At 60.7% G+C, this 16,963-nt stretch carries 16 protein-coding genes; 5 read left to right on the top strand and 11 right to left on the bottom strand.

Going from position 1 to position 16,963, the window contains the following annotated elements:
• A partial coding sequence (locus tag EGM97_RS24125) for a carbon starvation CstA family protein (RefSeq protein WP_477788866.1) occupies window positions 1–603 on the bottom strand: 603 nt, incomplete at its 3' end.
• Between the two features lie 160 nt (window positions 604–763).
• Between EGM97_RS24125 and EGM97_RS24120 the strand changes: the two genes are divergently transcribed.
• Window positions 764–1,120 carry a PilZ domain-containing protein gene (locus EGM97_RS24120; protein ID WP_238962532.1) on the top strand — a complete coding sequence of 119 codons (357 nt, stop codon included), beginning with the start codon at window positions 764–766 and terminating at the stop codon, window positions 1,118–1,120.
• A gap of 55 nt (window positions 1,121–1,175) precedes the next feature.
• On the opposite strand, the gene radA is transcribed toward EGM97_RS24120, so the two are convergent.
• The 3 genes from radA to EGM97_RS24105 form a co-directional block, all read right to left on the bottom strand.
• The gene (gene radA, locus EGM97_RS24115) at window positions 1,176–2,543 is read right to left on the bottom strand and encodes a DNA repair protein RadA (RefSeq protein ID WP_053151648.1); all 1,368 of its coding nucleotides are present in this window, start codon (window positions 2,541–2,543) and stop codon (window positions 1,176–1,178) included.
• A 42-nt stretch (window positions 2,544–2,585) separates the two neighbouring features.
• Window positions 2,586–3,137, bottom strand: a complete 552-nt coding sequence (locus EGM97_RS24110) for an ankyrin repeat domain-containing protein (RefSeq protein WP_238962533.1) — start codon at window positions 3,135–3,137, stop codon at window positions 2,586–2,588.
• Window positions 3,138–3,320: 183 nt separating this feature from the next.
• Entirely contained in the window at window positions 3,321–4,862 is a 1,542-nt protein-coding gene (locus EGM97_RS24105) for a catalase (RefSeq protein ID WP_238962534.1), read from the bottom strand.
• A 283-nt stretch (window positions 4,863–5,145) separates the two neighbouring features.
• Between EGM97_RS24105 and mscL the strand changes: the two genes are divergently transcribed.
• The gene (gene mscL / locus EGM97_RS24100) at window positions 5,146–5,559 is read left to right on the top strand and encodes a large-conductance mechanosensitive channel protein MscL (RefSeq protein WP_238962535.1); all 414 of its coding nucleotides are present in this window, start codon (window positions 5,146–5,148) and stop codon (window positions 5,557–5,559) included.
• Between the two features lie 40 nt (window positions 5,560–5,599).
• Here the strand turns inward: mscL and EGM97_RS24095 are convergent, their stop codons facing one another.
• Window positions 5,600–6,376, bottom strand: a complete 777-nt coding sequence (locus EGM97_RS24095) for a ferredoxin--NADP reductase (RefSeq protein ID WP_238962536.1) — start codon at window positions 6,374–6,376, stop codon at window positions 5,600–5,602.
• Window positions 6,377–6,666: 290 nt separating this feature from the next.
• Here EGM97_RS24095 and EGM97_RS24090 point away from each other — a divergent pair, with 290 nt between their 5' ends.
• On the top strand, window positions 6,667–7,380 hold the full coding sequence (locus EGM97_RS24090; protein WP_238962537.1) for an autoinducer binding domain-containing protein: 714 nt from the start codon (window positions 6,667–6,669) through the stop codon (window positions 7,378–7,380).
• A gap of 180 nt (window positions 7,381–7,560) precedes the next feature.
• The gene (locus EGM97_RS24085; RefSeq protein WP_238962538.1) at window positions 7,561–8,685 is read left to right on the top strand and encodes a methyltransferase; all 1,125 of its coding nucleotides are present in this window, start codon (window positions 7,561–7,563) and stop codon (window positions 8,683–8,685) included.
• An 86-nt stretch (window positions 8,686–8,771) separates the two neighbouring features.
• Here the strand turns inward: EGM97_RS24085 and EGM97_RS24080 are convergent, their stop codons facing one another.
• The 3 genes from EGM97_RS24080 to EGM97_RS24070 are packed head-to-tail and all read right to left on the bottom strand — an operon-like array spanning window position 8,772 to window position 11,408.
• A complete protein-coding gene (locus EGM97_RS24080; protein WP_238962539.1) occupies window positions 8,772–8,936 on the bottom strand; it encodes a DUF2474 domain-containing protein in 165 nt (54 codons plus the stop codon).
• Between the two features lie 21 nt (window positions 8,937–8,957).
• Window positions 8,958–9,965: a cytochrome d ubiquinol oxidase subunit II gene (gene cydB, locus EGM97_RS24075; RefSeq protein WP_238962540.1), complete on the bottom strand. Its 1,008-nt coding sequence runs from the start codon at window positions 9,963–9,965 to the stop codon at window positions 8,958–8,960.
• 3 nt (window positions 9,966–9,968) lie between these two features.
• The gene (locus EGM97_RS24070; RefSeq protein WP_238962541.1) at window positions 9,969–11,408 is read right to left on the bottom strand and encodes a cytochrome ubiquinol oxidase subunit I; all 1,440 of its coding nucleotides are present in this window, start codon (window positions 11,406–11,408) and stop codon (window positions 9,969–9,971) included.
• A gap of 503 nt (window positions 11,409–11,911) precedes the next feature.
• Between EGM97_RS24070 and EGM97_RS24065 the strand changes: the two genes are divergently transcribed.
• Window positions 11,912–13,147 (top strand): MFS transporter, encoded by a 1,236-nt coding sequence (locus EGM97_RS24065; protein ID WP_238962542.1) that lies wholly within the window; start codon window positions 11,912–11,914, stop codon window positions 13,145–13,147.
• Here EGM97_RS24065 and EGM97_RS24060 read toward each other — a convergent pair.
• Genes EGM97_RS24060 through EGM97_RS24050 form a run of 3 tightly spaced genes read right to left on the bottom strand, consistent with a single transcriptional unit; the run spans window position 13,144 to window position 16,858 of the window.
• Entirely contained in the window at window positions 13,144–15,342 is a 2,199-nt protein-coding gene (locus EGM97_RS24060) for a xanthine dehydrogenase family protein molybdopterin-binding subunit (protein WP_238962543.1), read from the bottom strand. The genes EGM97_RS24065 and EGM97_RS24060 overlap by 4 nt on opposite strands.
• Entirely contained in the window at window positions 15,342–16,331 is a 990-nt protein-coding gene (locus EGM97_RS24055) for an FAD binding domain-containing protein (protein ID WP_238962544.1), read from the bottom strand. Before EGM97_RS24055 ends, EGM97_RS24060 begins: the two co-directional genes overlap by 1 nt.
• Window positions 16,328–16,858 (bottom strand): (2Fe-2S)-binding protein, encoded by a 531-nt coding sequence (locus tag EGM97_RS24050; RefSeq protein WP_238962545.1) that lies wholly within the window; start codon window positions 16,856–16,858, stop codon window positions 16,328–16,330. Before EGM97_RS24050 ends, EGM97_RS24055 begins: the two co-directional genes overlap by 4 nt.
• Window positions 16,859–16,963: the final 105 nt, after the last annotated feature.

The following is a 16,963-nucleotide window of genomic DNA, read 5'->3' as shown; positions in this document are numbered from 1 at the left end:
TGCCATCACCGTGAAGATACCCCAGGGGCTCTCGGCCAGGGCCTTGACCACGATCAGCGCCAGCACCGCGAGGATGATGATCATGATCAGGAAGCAGCCGAACAGCGCGATGGTGCCGGGGATGCGGCCCATTTCCTCGCGCACCATGTCGCCCAGGGAGCGACCGTTGCGGCGGGTGGAGAGGAACAGGACCATGAAGTCCTGCACGGCCCCTGCCAGCACCACGCCGGCGATCAGCCAGAGCGTGCCGGGCAAATAGCCCATCTGCGCGGCCAGGACCGGCCCGACCAGCGGCCCGGCGCCGGCGATGGCGGCGAAGTGGTGACCGAAGAGGATGTGTTTGTTGGTCGGGACGTAGTCCAGGCCATCGTTGTTGAGCACGGCAGGCGTGGCCCGGCGCGCATCGAGTTGCATCACGTTGTTGGCGATGAAAAGGCTGTAGTAGCGGTAAGCGACCAGGTAGATCGCGACGGCTGCGACGACGATCCAGAGGGCGTTGATCGCCTCGCCGCGGCGCAAGGCAACGACGCCCAGGGCACACGCTCCCACGACGGCCAGCAGTAGCCAGGGAATATGGCGCAGCAGGCTATTATTGTTTGTCATTTTTATATTCCAGCCAGAGAGGACAAGAAAGACAGCCACTGGAGTTTAGCGCTAACCCGGACAAAGACCATACTCGACATTCGTCTGCCAGCGGACGAAAGATGGCGATGCCCTGCCAGTTGGGGTCTATAGTCAATGGATCTCCAGAGGGAAAAGCGTAATGAGCGATCGCCGCCGCTTTGTACGAATCGAATTCCATGCCAGGACCGAACTGATCCAGGAGCCTTACAAATGGCCAGTGGAGCTACTGGACCTGTCTCTCAAAGGTCTGCTGATCAAAAAACCCGAGCCCTGGCTGGGTGATCCCGAGAAAACCTTCGAAGCCGATATCCACCTGGGCAAGGACGTCGAGGTAAAAATGGAAGTCCGGCTCACCCACGACGACCACGGCCATTTGGGTTTCGTCTGTGAGCATATCGATCTGGACTCCATTTCCTATCTGCGCCGGTTCGTGGAGTTAAACCTCGGCGATCAGGAGGAGCTGGAGCGGGAGTTTGCGGCGTTGATCCGGATTTGATCGGCAACCATGTGGGAGCAGGCTTGCTCCCACAGGTCTTTCCACGGCGCGGGTATCATTCGAACAGCGCATCCAGCGCCTGCTCCAGGCGTGTCACGGCAATGATCTGCAACCCCTGTGGCGCTTCCTTCGGTGCGTTGCCCTTGGGCACGATCGCCCGCTTGAAGCCGTGTTTGGCTGCTTCCTTGAGTCGCTCCTGACCACTGGGCACCGGCCGCACTTCGCCCGACAGCCCCACTTCACCGAACACCAGCAGGTCATGGGGTAGCGGTCGATTGCGCAGGCTGGACATCACCGCCGCCATCAGCGCCAGGTCGGAAGCGGTTTCCAGTACTTTCACACCGCCCACTACGTTGAGGAAAACGTCCTGGTCGTGGGTCGGGATCCCCCCGTGCCGATGCAGGACAGCCAGCAACATGGCGAGTCGGTTCTGATCCAGCCCCAGGGTGACGCGGCGCGGGTTCGCCAGGTGACTGTCATCCACCAGCGCCTGCACCTCCACCAGCATTGGACGGGTACCTTCCCACGTGGCCATGACCACACTGCCCGGCACTTCTTCCTGGGCACGAGTCAGAAAAATCGCCGAAGGGTTGGAGACTTCCTTCAGCCCCCTGTCGGTCATGCCGAACACCCCCAGTTCGTTGACCGCGCCGAAGCGGTTCTTCACCGCCCGCAATAAACGCAGGCGACCATCGGACTCACCCTCGAAATACAACACGGTGTCCACCATGTGCTCCAGTACTCGCGGGCCCGCCAACGCGCCTTCCTTGGTGACGTGGCCCACCAGGAAAATCGCCGTGCCACTCTGCTTGGCATAACGCACCAGCAGCGCCGCGCTTTCACGCACTTGGGAAACGCCGCCCGGTGCCGATTGCAGTTGCTCGGTGAAAATCGTCTGGATCGAGTCGATCACCATCACTTTGGGCTTTTCCAGGCGGGCCGTGGCGATGATGGTTTCGATGCAAGTCTCGGTCATGACCCGCAGTTGATCCTGGGGCAATCCCAGGCGCCGGGCGCGCATGGCGACCTGTTGCTGGGATTCCTCGCCCGTGACGTACAGCGCCGGCATCCGGGTGGCGATGTTGCACAAGGTTTGCAACAGGATGGTGGATTTGCCAATGCCCGGATCCCCGCCGATCAACACCACCGAACCGTCCACCAGGCCGCCACCCAATACGCGGTCCAGCTCACCGGACGCGGTGGAGAAACGCGGGATTTCCTCGACGCTGACTTCGGCCAGGGTCTTGATCTGCGCCTGCTGGCCGGCCCACCCGGTACGACCGGTGGGTGCCGCCGCTCCGCCGCTTTCCACCATGGTCTCGGTCAGGGTGTTCCAGGCGCCGCATTCACTGCACTGGCCGGCCCATTTGGGAAAGGTCGAGCCGCACTCGGTGCAGCCGTACATGCGCTTTGCCTTGGCCATCTGAACCCCCGGGAAAAACCGCGATGATAGCCCAGGCAGAGGTCAACGAGGGGCCGGCATTCTGATTTCACCCTTGGCCAGATCCGCCGCGGTATTGCCCAGCGGGTCCGTCGCTTGCAGGTCGGCGCCCTTGGCCTTCAAGGCGTCGAGCAGCTCGGCACGCTTGAACAGGCCGGCGTACATCGCAGCGGTCTGCCCGGCAGCGTTGCGCTGGTCGGGACTGCAATCGGTGGACATCAAACGACGAGCAATCTGCACTTCACCCTTGAAAATCGCCCCCATCAGCGCCGTGTTACCGCGCTTATCCTGGGCACAGGCATTTGCCCCGGCGGCCAGTAGCCGCTCGACCGCCGGTCCCTGGCCGTGATAAGCCGCCAGAATCAGCGCGGTGTAGCCTTTTTCATCCTGGGTGTCGAGCGAATAACCCGCCTCGATGAAGGTATCGAGCATCTCCACATCGCCCCGGCGGGCGGCGTCGAAATAATAGTTATGCAGTTGTTCCTGTACGGCAGCCGGGTCGGCAGGTACTGGCTGGTCGGCGAGCGCGACCGTCGACCAGATCGCAACTATCGGCACTAGAAATCTAGCCTTCATGACATCTCCTTATGAGGTGCACTCACAGGGAATCGGTGGTGTACACCCATCCCAAGATCACCAAAGCCCATGGAGGAGCGGGCCTACTCGCGATAGCGGGCTATCAGCCGACATCGTCGCTGACTGATCCACCGCATCGCGAGCAGGCTCGCTCCCACAGGGTCTACCCCTTCCGCCGGTGGGTCAGTCGGTCAGCTTTTCCGCCAACGCCTTGACCCGCGCCAGATCACCCTTGGCAACACGAGCCACGCCGGTACCGTACTCAGGATCGGCCTTGTAGAGGAACGACAGGATGATGTGCTTGCTCTCATCATCGGCAGTCGCCAGCGACCCACCGAAGCTTTCGATCAGGTCATTGCGCTCTTTCTGGTTGAACGAGCGATAGAGGTCACCGGCCTGCTTGAAGTTTTGCTCACGCTGGATCTTCGCCTGCTGGGTGCTGCCGGTCAGCGCGGTCTGGCTGTAGCGCGCCGAAGGCTGCTCGTCACGAGGCATCAGGCGGCTGGGTTGATAGTTGACGCCGGTGCTGGTGCTGCCGAGATTCATCGCGCCGTCCTGGTTACCGTTGTTCACCGCGACCTTGGGCGCGTTGATCGGCAACTGCAATGCATTGGCGCCTACCCGGTACATCTGCGTGTCGGCATAAGAGAACACACGCCCCTGCAACAGGCGATCCTCGGAAGGCTCGATGCCAGGCACCAGGTTGGCCGGCGCCATTGCCACTTGTTCGGTTTCCTGGAAGACGTTGGCCGGGTTACGGTTCAAAACCATCTGTCCGACCTTGCGCTCAGGCACACCCGGCCAGATCTTGGTCGCGTCCAGCGGGTCGAAGTCGAACCGGGACAACTCTTCCGGCTTGAGAACCTGAACGTAGAGGTCCCACTTCGGAAAGTCCCCCTTATTAATATGACTGACCAAATCATTGGTCATATGGCTGTAATCTTGCCCCTGAACTTTCACCACTTCTTTCGGATCGAGGTTTTTCAGCCCCTGCAAACTTTTCCAGTGAAACTTGACGTAATGCACGTCACCCTTGGCATTCACCAGTTTGTAAGCATGTACGCCATTACCGTCCATTTCGCGATAACTGGCCGGAGTACCGGAGTTTGAATACAGCTCGGTCAGGGTTCGCGTCGCCTCTGGCACATGGGAGAAGAAGTCGAATCGACGAGCGTCATCATCCAGGTTGGTCCGAGGGTCGGGCTTGAACGCGTGGACCATATCGGGAAACTTGATGGCATCGCGAATAAAAAAGGTCGGGAAGTTATTCCCCACCAAGTCCCAGTTACCGTCTGCCGTGTAGAACTTGGTAGCGAAGCCACGAGGATCGCGCAGGGTTTCCGGAGAATGATTGCCATGCACCACGGCCGAAAAGCGAACGAACACCGGCGTGGTCTGGCCTGCCGCGAAGACCTTCGCCTTGGTCAGATCACTGAGGTCGTTGGACACCGTGAAAGTGCCATGGGCGCCAGTGCCACGGGCATGTACCACACGCTCGGGAATGCGTTCACGGTCGAAGCGCTGGAGCTTCTGGATCAATTGCACGTCTTGCAGCAGGGTCGGACCGTTGGGACCTGCCGTCTGCGAGTTCTGGTTATCGCCAACCGCGGCCCCGTTATCCCGGGTCAGGGTGGCAGCATTGACAGAGAAGGACAACAGGCCAGCGGTAAGTGCGAAAAGGGCGCGACGGGGCGAAAGCGTTCCGCCGCCAAGGGAAGTATTCATCGGATTTTTCCTCTGATGTTATAGAGCGCATCCATGTGCGCTTTTCAGAGGCTAGTGCCCGAAAAAGCAAAACCTAAATAGAAATGCCATACCGCCTTGATAGAAAAAACGTTATTGGTGAGTGAGCTGGAATGCGTGTAGCACGCGCGATTGATGGCACTTTGTAAACTTTTAGAGAGCGCTCGGGTCGATAATGAGGTGTTTTGTAAGCGGGCGTTTCGAGCGGGGCGCGCCTGGCTGAATTACACTGCCACTCAATCTCATCGGTCACAAGGAATTACTCATGGGCGTGCTAAGCGAATTCAAGGCCTTCGCGGTCAAAGGCAATGTCGTCGACATGGCCGTCGGGATCATCATCGGGGCTGCGTTCGGAAAAATTGTCTCTTCATTTGTCGGCGATGTGGTGATGCCGCCCATCGGCCTGCTGATCGGCGGAGTGGATTTCAGCGACCTGGCTATCACACTCAAGGCCGCCCAAGGCGATACTCCGGCGGTGGTGCTGGCCTACGGCAAGTTCATTCAGACCACGGTGGACTTCCTGATTGTAGCCTTCGCCATTTTCCTGGGCGTCAAGGTCATCAACCGTCTCAAGCGCGAAGAGGCCGTGGCGCCCAGCGCACCGCCGGTGCCGACCAAAGAAGAACAGTTGCTGACCGAAATCCGCGACCTGCTCAAGGCCCAGAACGAAAGGCATTGATCGATTCGCGTCGAATACGGCGTCTTGCGACGCCCTTTTCCTACCAGTAGTTTTCCACGGCTACCTGGCCCGGTCGGCGGGTAAGACTCAATTGCAGGCCGCGGGCCTTGAGCAGCTTGCGCGTGTCATCGATCATTTGCGGATTGCCACACAGCATGACCCGCGAATGCTCCGGCACCAGCGTGATGCCAGCCGCCCGCTCCAGCTCGCCGTTTTCAATCAGCGTGGTGATGCGCCCATTGAGCGCGCCAGGATGCTGCTCACGGGTAACCGTCGCGATGAAACGAAGCTTGTGCGCATGCTCGGCCAGGTAATCACGTCGGGCCAGACCATCGATCAGGTCCTGATACGCCAGCTCCCGTGCTTCGCGGACGCTATACACCAGGACAATCCGCTCGAACCTCTCCCATACCTCGAAATCCTGGAGAATCGAAAGGAACGGCGCCACTCCCGTCCCGGTGGACAATAGCCACAGATCCCTGCCGTCCGCAAAACGGTCCAGTGTCAGATAGCCAAAGGCCTGACGCTCCACCAACAGGCTGTCGCCCGGTTGCAGCCGGCTGAGTTCGCTGGTGAACTCCCCGTCCGGAACGACGATGGAGAAAAATTCGAGATAGTCATCGAACGGCGAAGAAACCATGGAATAGGCGCGCCAGACGGTACTTCCATCGTCCTTGACGACCCCCAGCCGGGCGAACTGACCTGCCGTGAAACGGAAACCGCGATCCCGAGACGTCCGCAAGGTGAACAGATGAGGCGTTACTGGTCGCACCTCCAGCAGGGTCTGGCGGGTGAACTTCTCTGCGCTGTCGGTCATGAGCCACTCCAGGGAACAAGTGACCACAGTGTCCCGCAAAGTGAGCCCGCTAACCACCGACAGAGAGTAATGGCATTGAGTCATGGCGCGATAATTCACGCCTAAGACTCATACAGAAGTTATACAAAATACGACCGCTGTAGCAGTAACAATCATTCCAAGTGCTTATCCAATGTAACGTGCTGCAAGCAACATCAAAAAATCTAACTACAAATCAGGAAAAGTCCTACACTATTCTTTCGCACCACAGATTGGATCCACGCAGCTGAACGTCAACCCAGGAGATTGTGATGGACAAGTGGAAGGACTTACAGTTGAGGAAGTTATCCTGCGAAAAAGACCTGCATACAGCCTTTCGGCTGGTCTTGAATTTCTTTAATAATCAAGGATTTGAATTTTGTGCATTTGCCGCTTATCTCGGCAGCCCCAACAACCATACCAACAAGGTGAACCTGAATAATTACCCTTATGGATGGGACAGATTATATGAACAGAACGGGTATGCTTCGAGCGACCCTGTAGTAGCACACTGCAATCAATCGCCACTTCCTATTATCTGGGACGAAACCCTCTTCGCCCAGACACCCAAGTTATGGGACGAACTCAACCGACAAGGCCTCAGGTACGGCTGGACCCAATCCATTCATGACGAACAAGGCATTTATTGCAGCCTGTTCAGCCTCGCCCGGACTGACTGCCCCATCGATATAGAGGAGCATTACGGGAATCTGGGCTACGCCATTTTCGCCAGCCAGCGCTTGCACGCACTGGCGAGCAAGAAGATGTTCGACGCGACCGAAATGACACAAAAATGTCACTTATCCCCCAGAGAGATCGAAGTGCTCAAATGGTCTGCCGAAGGGAAGACCGCGTCGGAGGTGGGCAGAATCCTTTGTCTTTCCGAACGCACGGTGAATTTCCATGTGTGCAGTTGCATGCGCAAACTGAACGTCAACAACAAGATCTCAGCCGTTGCCAAGGCGGCGCACATTCACGTGATCTGATAGCGGCCTACGCCGTCGGCCCTGAAAACCCACGAGTATTGCACGGCGAAAAAACGTAACATTCACGGTTCCACTGAATGATGACGCGCTTAGCACGCGACGCTGTTCATTCAGGCGGTCCCGCTGCAAATGCCTGCCTCAGGGCAGCGGGACATCCGTCGATTGCCAGAGTCCCCAGCCATGCCCTTGCTTGACAGCCCTTTCGCCCAGCTCGACCTTATCCGCCAGCCAGAACAGCAGAACGAACCGCTGCAAGCCTTCGACGCGGCCGATGAATACCTGCTCGCCTACCTGGCCGAACAACAGCCGACCACGGATACCCGGGTCCTGATTCTTAATGACGGATTCGGCGCCCTGGGCGCCAGCCTGGCCGGTCACGTTGAGGTCATCAGCAGCAGCGACTCGTTCCTGGCTTTGCAGGCACTGGAAAAGAACCTGGTGCGCAACGGTCGCCCCTTCGATGCGGTGCCGACCTTGCCGGCCAGCGAGCCGCTGACCGGACCCTTCGACAGGGTCTTGATCAAAGTGCCTAAAACCCTCGCCCTGCTGGAAGAGCAACTGATTCGCCTGCAAGGCCAGTTGGCGCCAGGGGCTCAGGTGATTGCAGGGGCCATGGTCAAACACCTGCCTCGGGCGGCGGGCGATCTGTTGGAACGCTACATTGGCCCGGTGCAGGCCTCCCTGGCGGTGAAAAAAGCACGCCTGCTGATCGCCACGCCTGTCGCCAGGGAACCGGCAGTATCGCCCTACCCTACCCGCTACCGACTGGACGAGCCGCAGATCGAACTGCTCAATCATGCCAACGTGTTCTGCCGCGAGGGATTGGACATCGGCACCCGGGCCTTCCTGCCCCATCTGCCAAAAAACCTGGGAACGGCCCGGGTTGCGGACCTGGGCTGCGGCAACGGCGTGCTGGCAATTGCCAGCGCCCTGCATAACCCCGAGGCCCGCTACACCTTGGTGGACGAATCCTTCATGGCCGTGCAATCAGCGGCCGAGAACTGGCGAGCCGCCCTGGGCGAGCGCGAGGTGGTGGTCCGAGCCGGCGATGGGCTGGCCGGGCAACCGCCTCAGTCACTGGACGTGGTGCTGTGCAACCCGCCCTTCCACCAACAGCAGGTGGTGGGTGATTTCCTGGCCTGGCGGATGTTTCAACAGGCGCGCGAGGCACTGGTGGTTGGCGGCGCGCTGTACATCGTCGGCAACCGGCACCTGGGCTATCACAGCAAACTGGCGCGGCTGTTCCGGGGTGTCGAGCAAGTCGCCGCGACCCCGAAATTCGTGATTCTCAAAGCCCGCAAGTAAATCTTTCCCCGTGGAAGCAAAGCTTGCGCGCGTTGTCTACATCGCGGGCAAGCCTTGCTCCTACAGGTCTTGCTTCCCCAGGGAAATCAATGAGTGGTCAGGCCCGCGGCGTTCATGAACATGCGCATCAGGCTGGCGACGATAAACAGCGCCAGCACACTGCCCGCCCAGATGCCCGCGAGCCAGCCAAGCCGCTGCCAGAGCGGCTTTTTTTCGGCGGCCTCGATGTCTTTCAAGTCTGGCTTGGCCATTCTCGGCCCCCCGCAGGTCGGTCAATGGTAACCGTCGTCGTGGGTCACCTTGCCCCGGAACACGTAGTAGCTCCAGAAGGTGTACACCAGGATCAACGGAATGATGAACAACGTGCCCACCAGCATGAAGCCCTGGCTCTGAGGCGGTGACGACGCATCCCAGATCGAAATGGACGGCGGCACGATGTTCGGCCACAAACTGATGCCCAGGCCGCTGTAGCCGAGGAAGATCAGCACGAGGGTCAGGATGAACGGTGTGTAGTTGGCATTGCGGGCCACGGCGCGGAACAGCCCGTACATGGTCACCAGCACCAGGATCGGCACTGGCAGGAACCAGAACAGGTTCGGCAGGGTGAACCAGCGGGCCGCGATGTCGGCGTGGGCCAGCGGCGTCCAGATGCTGACGATACCGATCACCGCCAGCACCACGAACGCCAGCGGCCGCGCAAGGTCGTGCATCTGTTCTTGCAGCTTGCCTTCGGTTTTCATGATCAGCCAGGTGCAGCCGAGCAAGGCATAGGCCGCGATCAACGCCAAGCCACAAAACACCGTGAACGGGGTGAACCAGTCGAGGGAGCCGCCCGCGTATTGACGATTGACCACCTCGAAGCCATCGATGAACGCCCCCAGCGCCACACCCTGGAAGAACGTGGCCGCCAGTGAGCCGCCGATGAAAGCCTTGTCCCAGAGGTGCCGCTTCTCGGCCTTGGCCTTGAAGCGGAACTCGAAGGCCACGCCACGGAAGATCAGGCCGATGAGCATCAGGATCAACGGTAGGTAAAGCGCCGAGAGCACCACCGAATAGGCCAGCGGAAACGCACCGAACAGACCCGCGCCGCCCAGCACCAGCCAGGTTTCGTTACCGTCCCAGACCGGGGCCACGGTGTTCATCATCACGTCGCGGTCGCGCTCGCCCTTGATGAAGGGGAAGAGAATGCCGATCCCCAGGTCGAAGCCGTCCATGATCACGTACATCATGATGCCGAAGATGATGACCACGGCCCAGATCAGCGGAAGATCAATACCCATGACTCAATTCCCCTTGTTCGAGCGGTCGTTGTGGTCGGCTTCGTCGTCGCCTTCGTTGGCGGCCGACAACGGACGGGCCGGGGTGCGTTTCTGGCCCGGGCCGCCATCGGTCGGCTCGGCTTCGTGGGCCACCGGCCCCTTGCGTACCAGGCGCATCATGTAGCTCAGGCCGGCACCGAACAGTGCGAAATACACCACCACGAACAACACCAGGGTGATGCTCATCTGGGCGAAACTGTGACCGGACGAAGCATCGGCCGTGCGCATCAAGCCATAGACCACCCATGGCTGGCGGCCGATTTCGGTGGTGAACCAGCCGGCCAGGATCGCGATCAACCCGGATGGCCCCATCCACAACACCAGGTGCAGGAACGGACGGGACTGGAAGATCCGGTCGTTGCGACGCAGCCACAAGCTGCACAGACCGGTGAAAATCATCAGCAGCCCAAGTCCCACCATGACCCGGAACGACCAGAACACGATGGTTGAATTCGGTCGATCCTCAGGCGGGAATTCCTTGAGGGCCGGCACCTGCTTGTCCAGGCTATGGGTCAGGATCAAGCTACCCAGGTAGGGAATTTCCACCGCGAAGCGGGTCTTTTCAGCCTTCATGTCCGGCAGCCCGAACAGGATCAGCGGGGTCGGCTCATTGCCAACGTTTTCCCAGTGCCCTTCGATCGCGGCAATTTTCGCCGGTTGATGCTTGAGGGTATTCAGACCATGGAAGTCGCCGATCACTGCCTGAATCGGCGCTACGATCAGGGCCATCCACATCGCCATCGACAACATGCGGCGAATGGCCGGGTTATCGCGGCCGCGCAGCAAATGCCAGGCCGCCGAGGAGCCAACGAAAAATGCCGTGGCGACGAACGCCGCCGTGGACATGTGCAACAGGCGATAAGGAAACGACGGGTTGAACACCACCGCCAGCCAGTCCACCGGTATGACCCGGCCATCAACGATTTCATAGCCCTGCGGGGTCTGCATCCAGCTGTTGGAAGACAGGATCCAGAAGGTCGAGATCAACGTACCGATCGCCACCATGACCGTGGAAAAGAAGTGCAGGCCGCGGCCGACACGATTCCATCCAAACAGCATCACGCCCAGGAAGCCCGCTTCGAGAAAGAACGCCGTGAGCACTTCGTAGGTCAGCAGTGGCCCGGTGATCGCACCGGCGAAATCCGAGAACCGGCTCCAGTTGGTGCCGAATTGATAAGCCATGACCAGTCCGGATACCACGCCCATGCCGAAGTTGACGGCAAAGATCTTCGACCAGAAGTGGTACAGGTCGCGGTAGGTGTCATCGCGGGTCTTGAGCCACAGGCCTTCGAGCACCGCCAGGTAACTCGCCAGGCCGATGGTGATGGCCGGGAACAGGATGTGGAACGAAATGGTGAATGCGAACTGGATCCGGGCGAGATCGAGCGCCTCCAAACCGAACATAAGTCTTCCTCTGTCAGGTAAAACCGGCTGCGGGCGGGGCCTGCATCACGACCCCCACGGATATGGAGTGCGATGCATTTCAAATCGTTCTTTTTAAAACCCCACAACGCAGGTGTCTGACCAGCCCGACACCTTGACGCGGTGTTGATCTGGATCAAGCTTTGATCAAAGAGTAGTCGCATTCCCGCCGATGAACGGCGTGGTCTTTTGCCGCGTGACAGGTTGTCTCAGTGCGATGTGCAGGGACTAAGGCCAGCGCAATCTCTGTGGCGAGGGGATTTATCCCCGTTCGAGTGCGCAGCACTCGCCGCTGCAGTTTCACTGCCAAACCCAGGGGGCCGCTTCGCAGCCCAGCGGCGCGGTGCAACGTTTCGCTGAATCCCCTCGCCACAGGTATGCGGCACACTCAATATCGATGTTTGGCTAACTATTTTTCCAGTGATCGTACCTCTCATAGCAGCTCGGTGATAATCTCGATGCCCTCTCCACCGGACCCATCATAGATGCCCAGCCAAGCGCCGTTGCTGCTCCGTCACCACCGCCCTTTCATCGCCTTCTGGCTGGCCCGGATCTTTACCGCCAGCGGCTTCCAGATGCTCACCGTCGCCATCGGCTGGAACCTCTACCAGTTGACCGGCAATGTCCTGGACCTGGGCCTCGTGGGGTTGGTGGAGTTCGCACCGCGGGTGTTGTTCATGCTCCACACCGGCCACGTTGCCGACCGCTATGACCGGCGCAAGGTTGCGGCAATCTGTCAGTCGTTGCAGGCGATGATCGCCCTGGCGCTGGTCATCGGCAGCGCCACCGACCAAGTCACCCGCGAGATGATCTTCATCCTGGCGTTCCTGCTGGGTGCCGCTCGCTCTTTCGAAATGCCCACCACCCAGGCGTTGTTGCCCAGCATCGTGCCTGCCGAATTGTTCCCCCGGGCCGTGGCCGCCGCGCAGTCGGCCCAGCAATCGGCCACCATCGTCGCCCCAGCCCTCGGCGGCCTGCTCTATGCCTTCGGCAGCGTCTGGGTCTATGGACCGACCGTGGCGCTCTACCTCATCGCCTGTTGCCTGATGCTCAATTTGCCCGCCCGCCAGACCCCGCTGAACAAAGGCAAGGCCACCCTTGATTCGCTGCTGGCCGGGATCCGCTTCATTCGCAGCCGCCCGGACATCCTCGGGGCCATTTCCCTGGACCTGTTCGCAGTGCTGCTGGGCGGGGCGACGGCGCTGTTGCCGGTATTCGCCAAGGACATCCTGCTCACCGGCCCCTGGGGACTGGGCCTGTTGCGTTCGGCCCCAGCGGTGGGCGCCTTGCTGATGTCGTTGTGGCTGGCACGTTTCGCCGTGGAGCGCAACGTGGGCCGGGTGATGTTCACTGCCGTGGGGGTGTTCGGCGTCGCCACCATTGCGTTCGGCCTTTCCACCTCCTTCTGGTTTTCCCTGGCGGTGCTGGTGGTGCTGGGCGCGGCGGACATGATCAGCATGGTGATCCGCGCGTCCTTCGTGCAACTGGAAACCCCGGATGAAATGCGCGGCCGGGTCAGCGCGGTGAACGGCCTGTTCATCGGTGCCTCGAACCAATTGGGCGAATTCGAATCCGGCCTGACCGCCCACTGGTTCGGCACAGTGCCGGCAGTGGTCATGGGCGGTGTGGGCACGCTGCTGGTGACCGGGGCCTGGATCAAACTCTTCCCGACCCTGGCCAACCGCGACCGCATGCACGAGCCGGTAGCAGTGAAGGACTAAAGCAGTTTGTCGAGGGTGACGGGAAAGTCCCGCACCCGCTTGCCAGTGGCGTGATAGATCGCATTCGCCACGGCGGCCGCCACCCCCACGATGCCGATTTCACCGACGCCCTTGGAGCCCAGGGCGTTAACGATCTCGTCATCTTCCTCGACGAAAACCACCTCAATGTCGCCGATATCGGCGTTGACCGGCAGATGGTATTCGGCCAGGTTGTGGTTCATGTGCCGACCCAGGGCGTGGTCAGTCAGAGTCTCTTCGTGCAAAGCCATGCCAATGCCCCAGACCACGCCACCGAGGATCTGGCTGCGGGCGGTTTTCGGGTTGATGACCTTTCCAGCGGCAATCGCGCTGACCACCCGGTTGACCTTCACGGTTCCCAGGTCTTCGTCCACCAACACTTCGACGAATACGGCTGAATGTGTGGCCGTGGCATAGGCCTCGCGTTTTTTGTCCGGCCCGGCATTCACTTCAGCCTGCAACGGCGTCTCGCCACTGCTTTGCGCCAAGTGCGCCAGCGGTACGCTTTCATCGCCTGACCACAGTTGGCCGTCTGCGAAGGTCACTTGCTCCTGGGTCGCACCCGCGAAGGCCGGGCAGGTCTGCCGGGCCACGGCCAGCAGCTTCTCGTTCAGCGCCTCACAGGCTTGCTGCACGGCAGTGCCCACCGATGAAACGGTGAATGAGCCACCCTGCAATGGCGCAGTCGGCAGTGAAGAGTCGCCCAGGACAAACGTGACGTCGTCCAGGGAAACCCCGCACGTCCCGGCGGCAATCTGAGTCATGACCGTATAGGTGCCGGTACCGATGTCCGTGGTGGCGCTGCTGACCGTCAGCTTACCGTTGGCATCCAGCGATGCACGGGCGCTGGCCTTCTGTTGCATGGCTTCCCAGACGCCCCCCGCCATCCCCCAACCGACCAATTGCCGACCTGAGCGCATACTGCGCGGTTCAGGGTTGCGCTTGTCCCAGCCGAAGCGCTGGGCACCTTCGGCATAACACTCTCGCAGCGCCTTGCTGGAATACGGCTTGCCTTCGTTCTCGTTGCGCTCGGCGTAGTTGATCAAGCGCAATTGGATCGGATCGATCGCCAGTGCACAGGCCAGTTCATCCATGGCGCACTCCAGGCCGATCAAGCCCAGGGCGGCGCCAGGAGCCCGCATGTCCAGGGGCGTATAGACGTCCAACGGCACCAGTTTGTAAGTCAACTGCACGTTGTCGCAGTGATAAAGCATGCCGCTCCACTCCACCACATGCTCGGTGAAATCTTCGAAGCGCGACGTCTGGCCAGTGGCGGAGTGCGCCACCGCCAGCAAGCGCCCATTGGCCGCCGCGCCTAACTGCACGCGCTGGAACGTCCGCGGCCGATAGCCAAAGGTGAACATCTGTTGACGCGTCAGGCTGACCCGCACGGACCGCTTGAGGGCCAGCGCGGCCATCACCGCCAGGGGCAACTGGTATTGAGGCCGCAGGCCAGAACCGAAGGCGCCACCGACGAAGGCGGCGAACACGCGCACCTGATCCTGCTCGAGCCCGAAGACTTTTTGCACATAGGCCTGGCAGTTCTGCGTGCCCTGGGTCTTGTCGTGGATGTGCAGGCTACCGTCCGCTTGATACAACACCGTGGACCCATGAGGTTCCATCGGGTTGTGATGCTCCACCGGCGTGCTGTAGGACACATCCACGCTGATCGCTGAACTGGCGTACTCGCCCTGAAAATTTCCACGAGGCTTGGGCAATTCGGCCGGTGCCGGATGGGCTTCGTTTTGCAGGATAGCCAGATCCGTCTGATGGTCCTGAGCTTCGTATTCGATTTCAATGAGCGAACCGGCATAGCGGGCCAACTCGAGGTTTTGCGCAATCACCAGGGCCAGCGGCTGCCCGTTGTAGAGAATCTGGTCGTTGTACAGCGGCCGGAACGGCGAACCTTCTGCGGCATCGGCGTCCTGGTAGGGGTCGTCGTAGCTGGCGATCCTGGGACGGTTGGTGTGATCGATCACCGCGACCACGCCGGGCAACGCCAACGCCTTGGCCGCGTCGATGCGCAACACACGGCCACAGGCAATAGGTGCCGACACGACACTGCCATGCAATAGGCCATCTGCAGGGTATTCAGCGGCATAACGGGCCTGGCCTGTCACCTTGAGCAGACCATCGACCCGATCCAGCGGTTGTCCTATGGATTTTGCAATGTTCATCAGGCATTCCCTCCCGCCAATGCGGCATCGCTCAAGGCCCGGACGATCGCCCGGCGCGCCAGACGGACCTTGAAGCCGTTGTGTGCCAACGGCTCGGCGTTCTGCAACAGCGCATCGGCGGCGGCCGTGAACGTCTCGCGGCTGACGGTCCGGCCACTCAACCAGCTTTCCACCGCCCGGTCGCGCCAGGGCTTGTGGGCCACGCCCCCCAGGACCAGGCGCGCCTCACGGATCGTCGGTCCATCCAGTTCCAGCGCCACCGCCACCGAAACCAGTGCAAAGGCGTACGACGCCCGATCCCGGATTTTCAGGTAATGGCTGTGGTCGGCAAAACCGGCAGCGGGCAACTCGATGGCCGTCACCAGTTCGTCATCGGCCAGTTGATTGTCCCGCTCCGGCGCGTCGCCAGGCAGACGATGGAAATCGGCAAACTCGATGGTCCGCGCCCCGCCCCGGCCCAGGACATGGACCACGGCCTCAAGGGCAGCGAGGGCGACGCACATGTCAGAGGGATGGGTCGCGACACAGTGTTCGCTGGCACCGAAAATCGCGTGGATCCGGTTCAATCCGTCCCGGGCCGGGCAGCCGCTGCCGGGCCGACGTTTGTTGCACGGCACGCTGGCATCGTAGAAGTAGTAACAGCGGGTACGTTGCAGCAAGTTGCCGCCGGTGCTGGCCATGTTGCGCAACTGCGGCGAAGCGCCCGCCAGGATGGCTTGGGACAACAGCGGATAACGGCGCTCGATCCAGGGGTGCCAGGCCAGGTCGGCATTGCTCACAAGGGCACCGATCATCACCCCGCCGGACGGGGTTTCGCTGAGATCCGCCAGGGGCAGTCCAGTGATGTCGATCAGGTGTGCGGGGCGGGTGAGGTTTTCTTTCATCAGGTCCAGCAGGTTCGTGCCACCGGCAATGAAGCGTGACGTCGGACTGGACAGGTCGATGGCCGCCTGCACGGAGTCGGGCTTACTGTATTGAAAGGGATTCACTGGTCACCTCCCTGCTCTGGCTGTCGGCAGAGCGGCAAGGCTTCTTCGATGGCGTCACGGATGTTGTTATAGGCGCCGCACCGGCACAGGTTGCCGCTCATCAGTTCGCTGATTTGCTCACGGGTCTGCGCCCTGCCCTCGTGGGCCAGTGCTACCGCCGAACAGAGCTGCCCCGGCGTGCAATAGCCGCATTGGAAAGCGTCATGCTTGATGAACGCCTGCTGCATGGGGTGCAGTCGGTCGCCGTCAGCCAGGCCTTCAACAGTGGTCAGTTGGGCACCGTCGCACATCACCGCCAGGGTCAGGCAGGCGTTGATCCGCTTGCCGTCGCGCAGCACCGTGCAGGCCCCGCATTGACCGTGGTCACAGCCTTTCTTAGTGCCCACCAGATCCAACTGCTCGCGCAACAAATCCAGCAACGTGGTCCAGGGCAGTACCTGCAACTCACGCAACTGCCCGTTGAGCGTCAGGCGAATAGGATGGCGGACGAAGGACACCGGCGTCGCTTCGGACAGGGTCGCGCTCATGGAACACCTCACGGTTGGTCGTACACGCGGCGTTTTGGGAAACCGCCGTCATAAGGGGTACGACTTCAGGGTGAGGGAGAGCGTTCAAGGTAAATGCGGCGCATG

The organism is Pseudomonas sp. AF32 (assembly GCF_022342325.2).
Classification (GTDB): domain Bacteria; phylum Pseudomonadota; class Gammaproteobacteria; order Pseudomonadales; family Pseudomonadaceae; genus Aquipseudomonas; species Aquipseudomonas uvaldensis.
This window is presented reverse-complemented; position numbering and strand designations above follow the sequence as displayed.

Coding starts and splice junctions, on each gene's coding strand:
- mscL (WP_238962535.1), top strand. CDS start 5,146: ATGGGCGTGCTAAGCGAATTCAAGGCCTTCGCGGTCAAAGGCAATGTC.
- EGM97_RS24080 (WP_238962539.1), bottom strand. CDS start 8,936: ATGGCCAAGCCAGACTTGAAAGACATCGAGGCCGCCGAAAAAAAGCCG.
- EGM97_RS24050 (WP_238962545.1), bottom strand. CDS start 16,858: ATGAGCGCGACCCTGTCCGAAGCGACGCCGGTGTCCTTCGTCCGCCAT.
- cydB (WP_238962540.1), bottom strand. CDS start 9,965: ATGGGTATTGATCTTCCGCTGATCTGGGCCGTGGTCATCATCTTCGGC.
- EGM97_RS24120 (WP_238962532.1), top strand. CDS start 764: ATGAGCGATCGCCGCCGCTTTGTACGAATCGAATTCCATGCCAGGACC.
- EGM97_RS24070 (WP_238962541.1), bottom strand. CDS start 11,408: ATGTTCGGTTTGGAGGCGCTCGATCTCGCCCGGATCCAGTTCGCATTC.
- radA (WP_053151648.1), bottom strand. CDS start 2,543: ATGGCCAAGGCAAAGCGCATGTACGGCTGCACCGAGTGCGGCTCGACC.
- EGM97_RS24090 (WP_238962537.1), top strand. CDS start 6,667: ATGGACAAGTGGAAGGACTTACAGTTGAGGAAGTTATCCTGCGAAAAA.
- EGM97_RS24085 (WP_238962538.1), top strand. CDS start 7,561: ATGCCCTTGCTTGACAGCCCTTTCGCCCAGCTCGACCTTATCCGCCAG.
- EGM97_RS24060 (WP_238962543.1), bottom strand. CDS start 15,342: ATGAACATTGCAAAATCCATAGGACAACCGCTGGATCGGGTCGATGGT.
- EGM97_RS24065 (WP_238962542.1), top strand. CDS start 11,912: ATGCCCAGCCAAGCGCCGTTGCTGCTCCGTCACCACCGCCCTTTCATC.
- EGM97_RS24095 (WP_238962536.1), bottom strand. CDS start 6,376: ATGACCGACAGCGCAGAGAAGTTCACCCGCCAGACCCTGCTGGAGGTG.
- EGM97_RS24110 (WP_238962533.1), bottom strand. CDS start 3,137: ATGAAGGCTAGATTTCTAGTGCCGATAGTTGCGATCTGGTCGACGGTC.
- EGM97_RS24105 (WP_238962534.1), bottom strand. CDS start 4,862: ATGAATACTTCCCTTGGCGGCGGAACGCTTTCGCCCCGTCGCGCCCTT.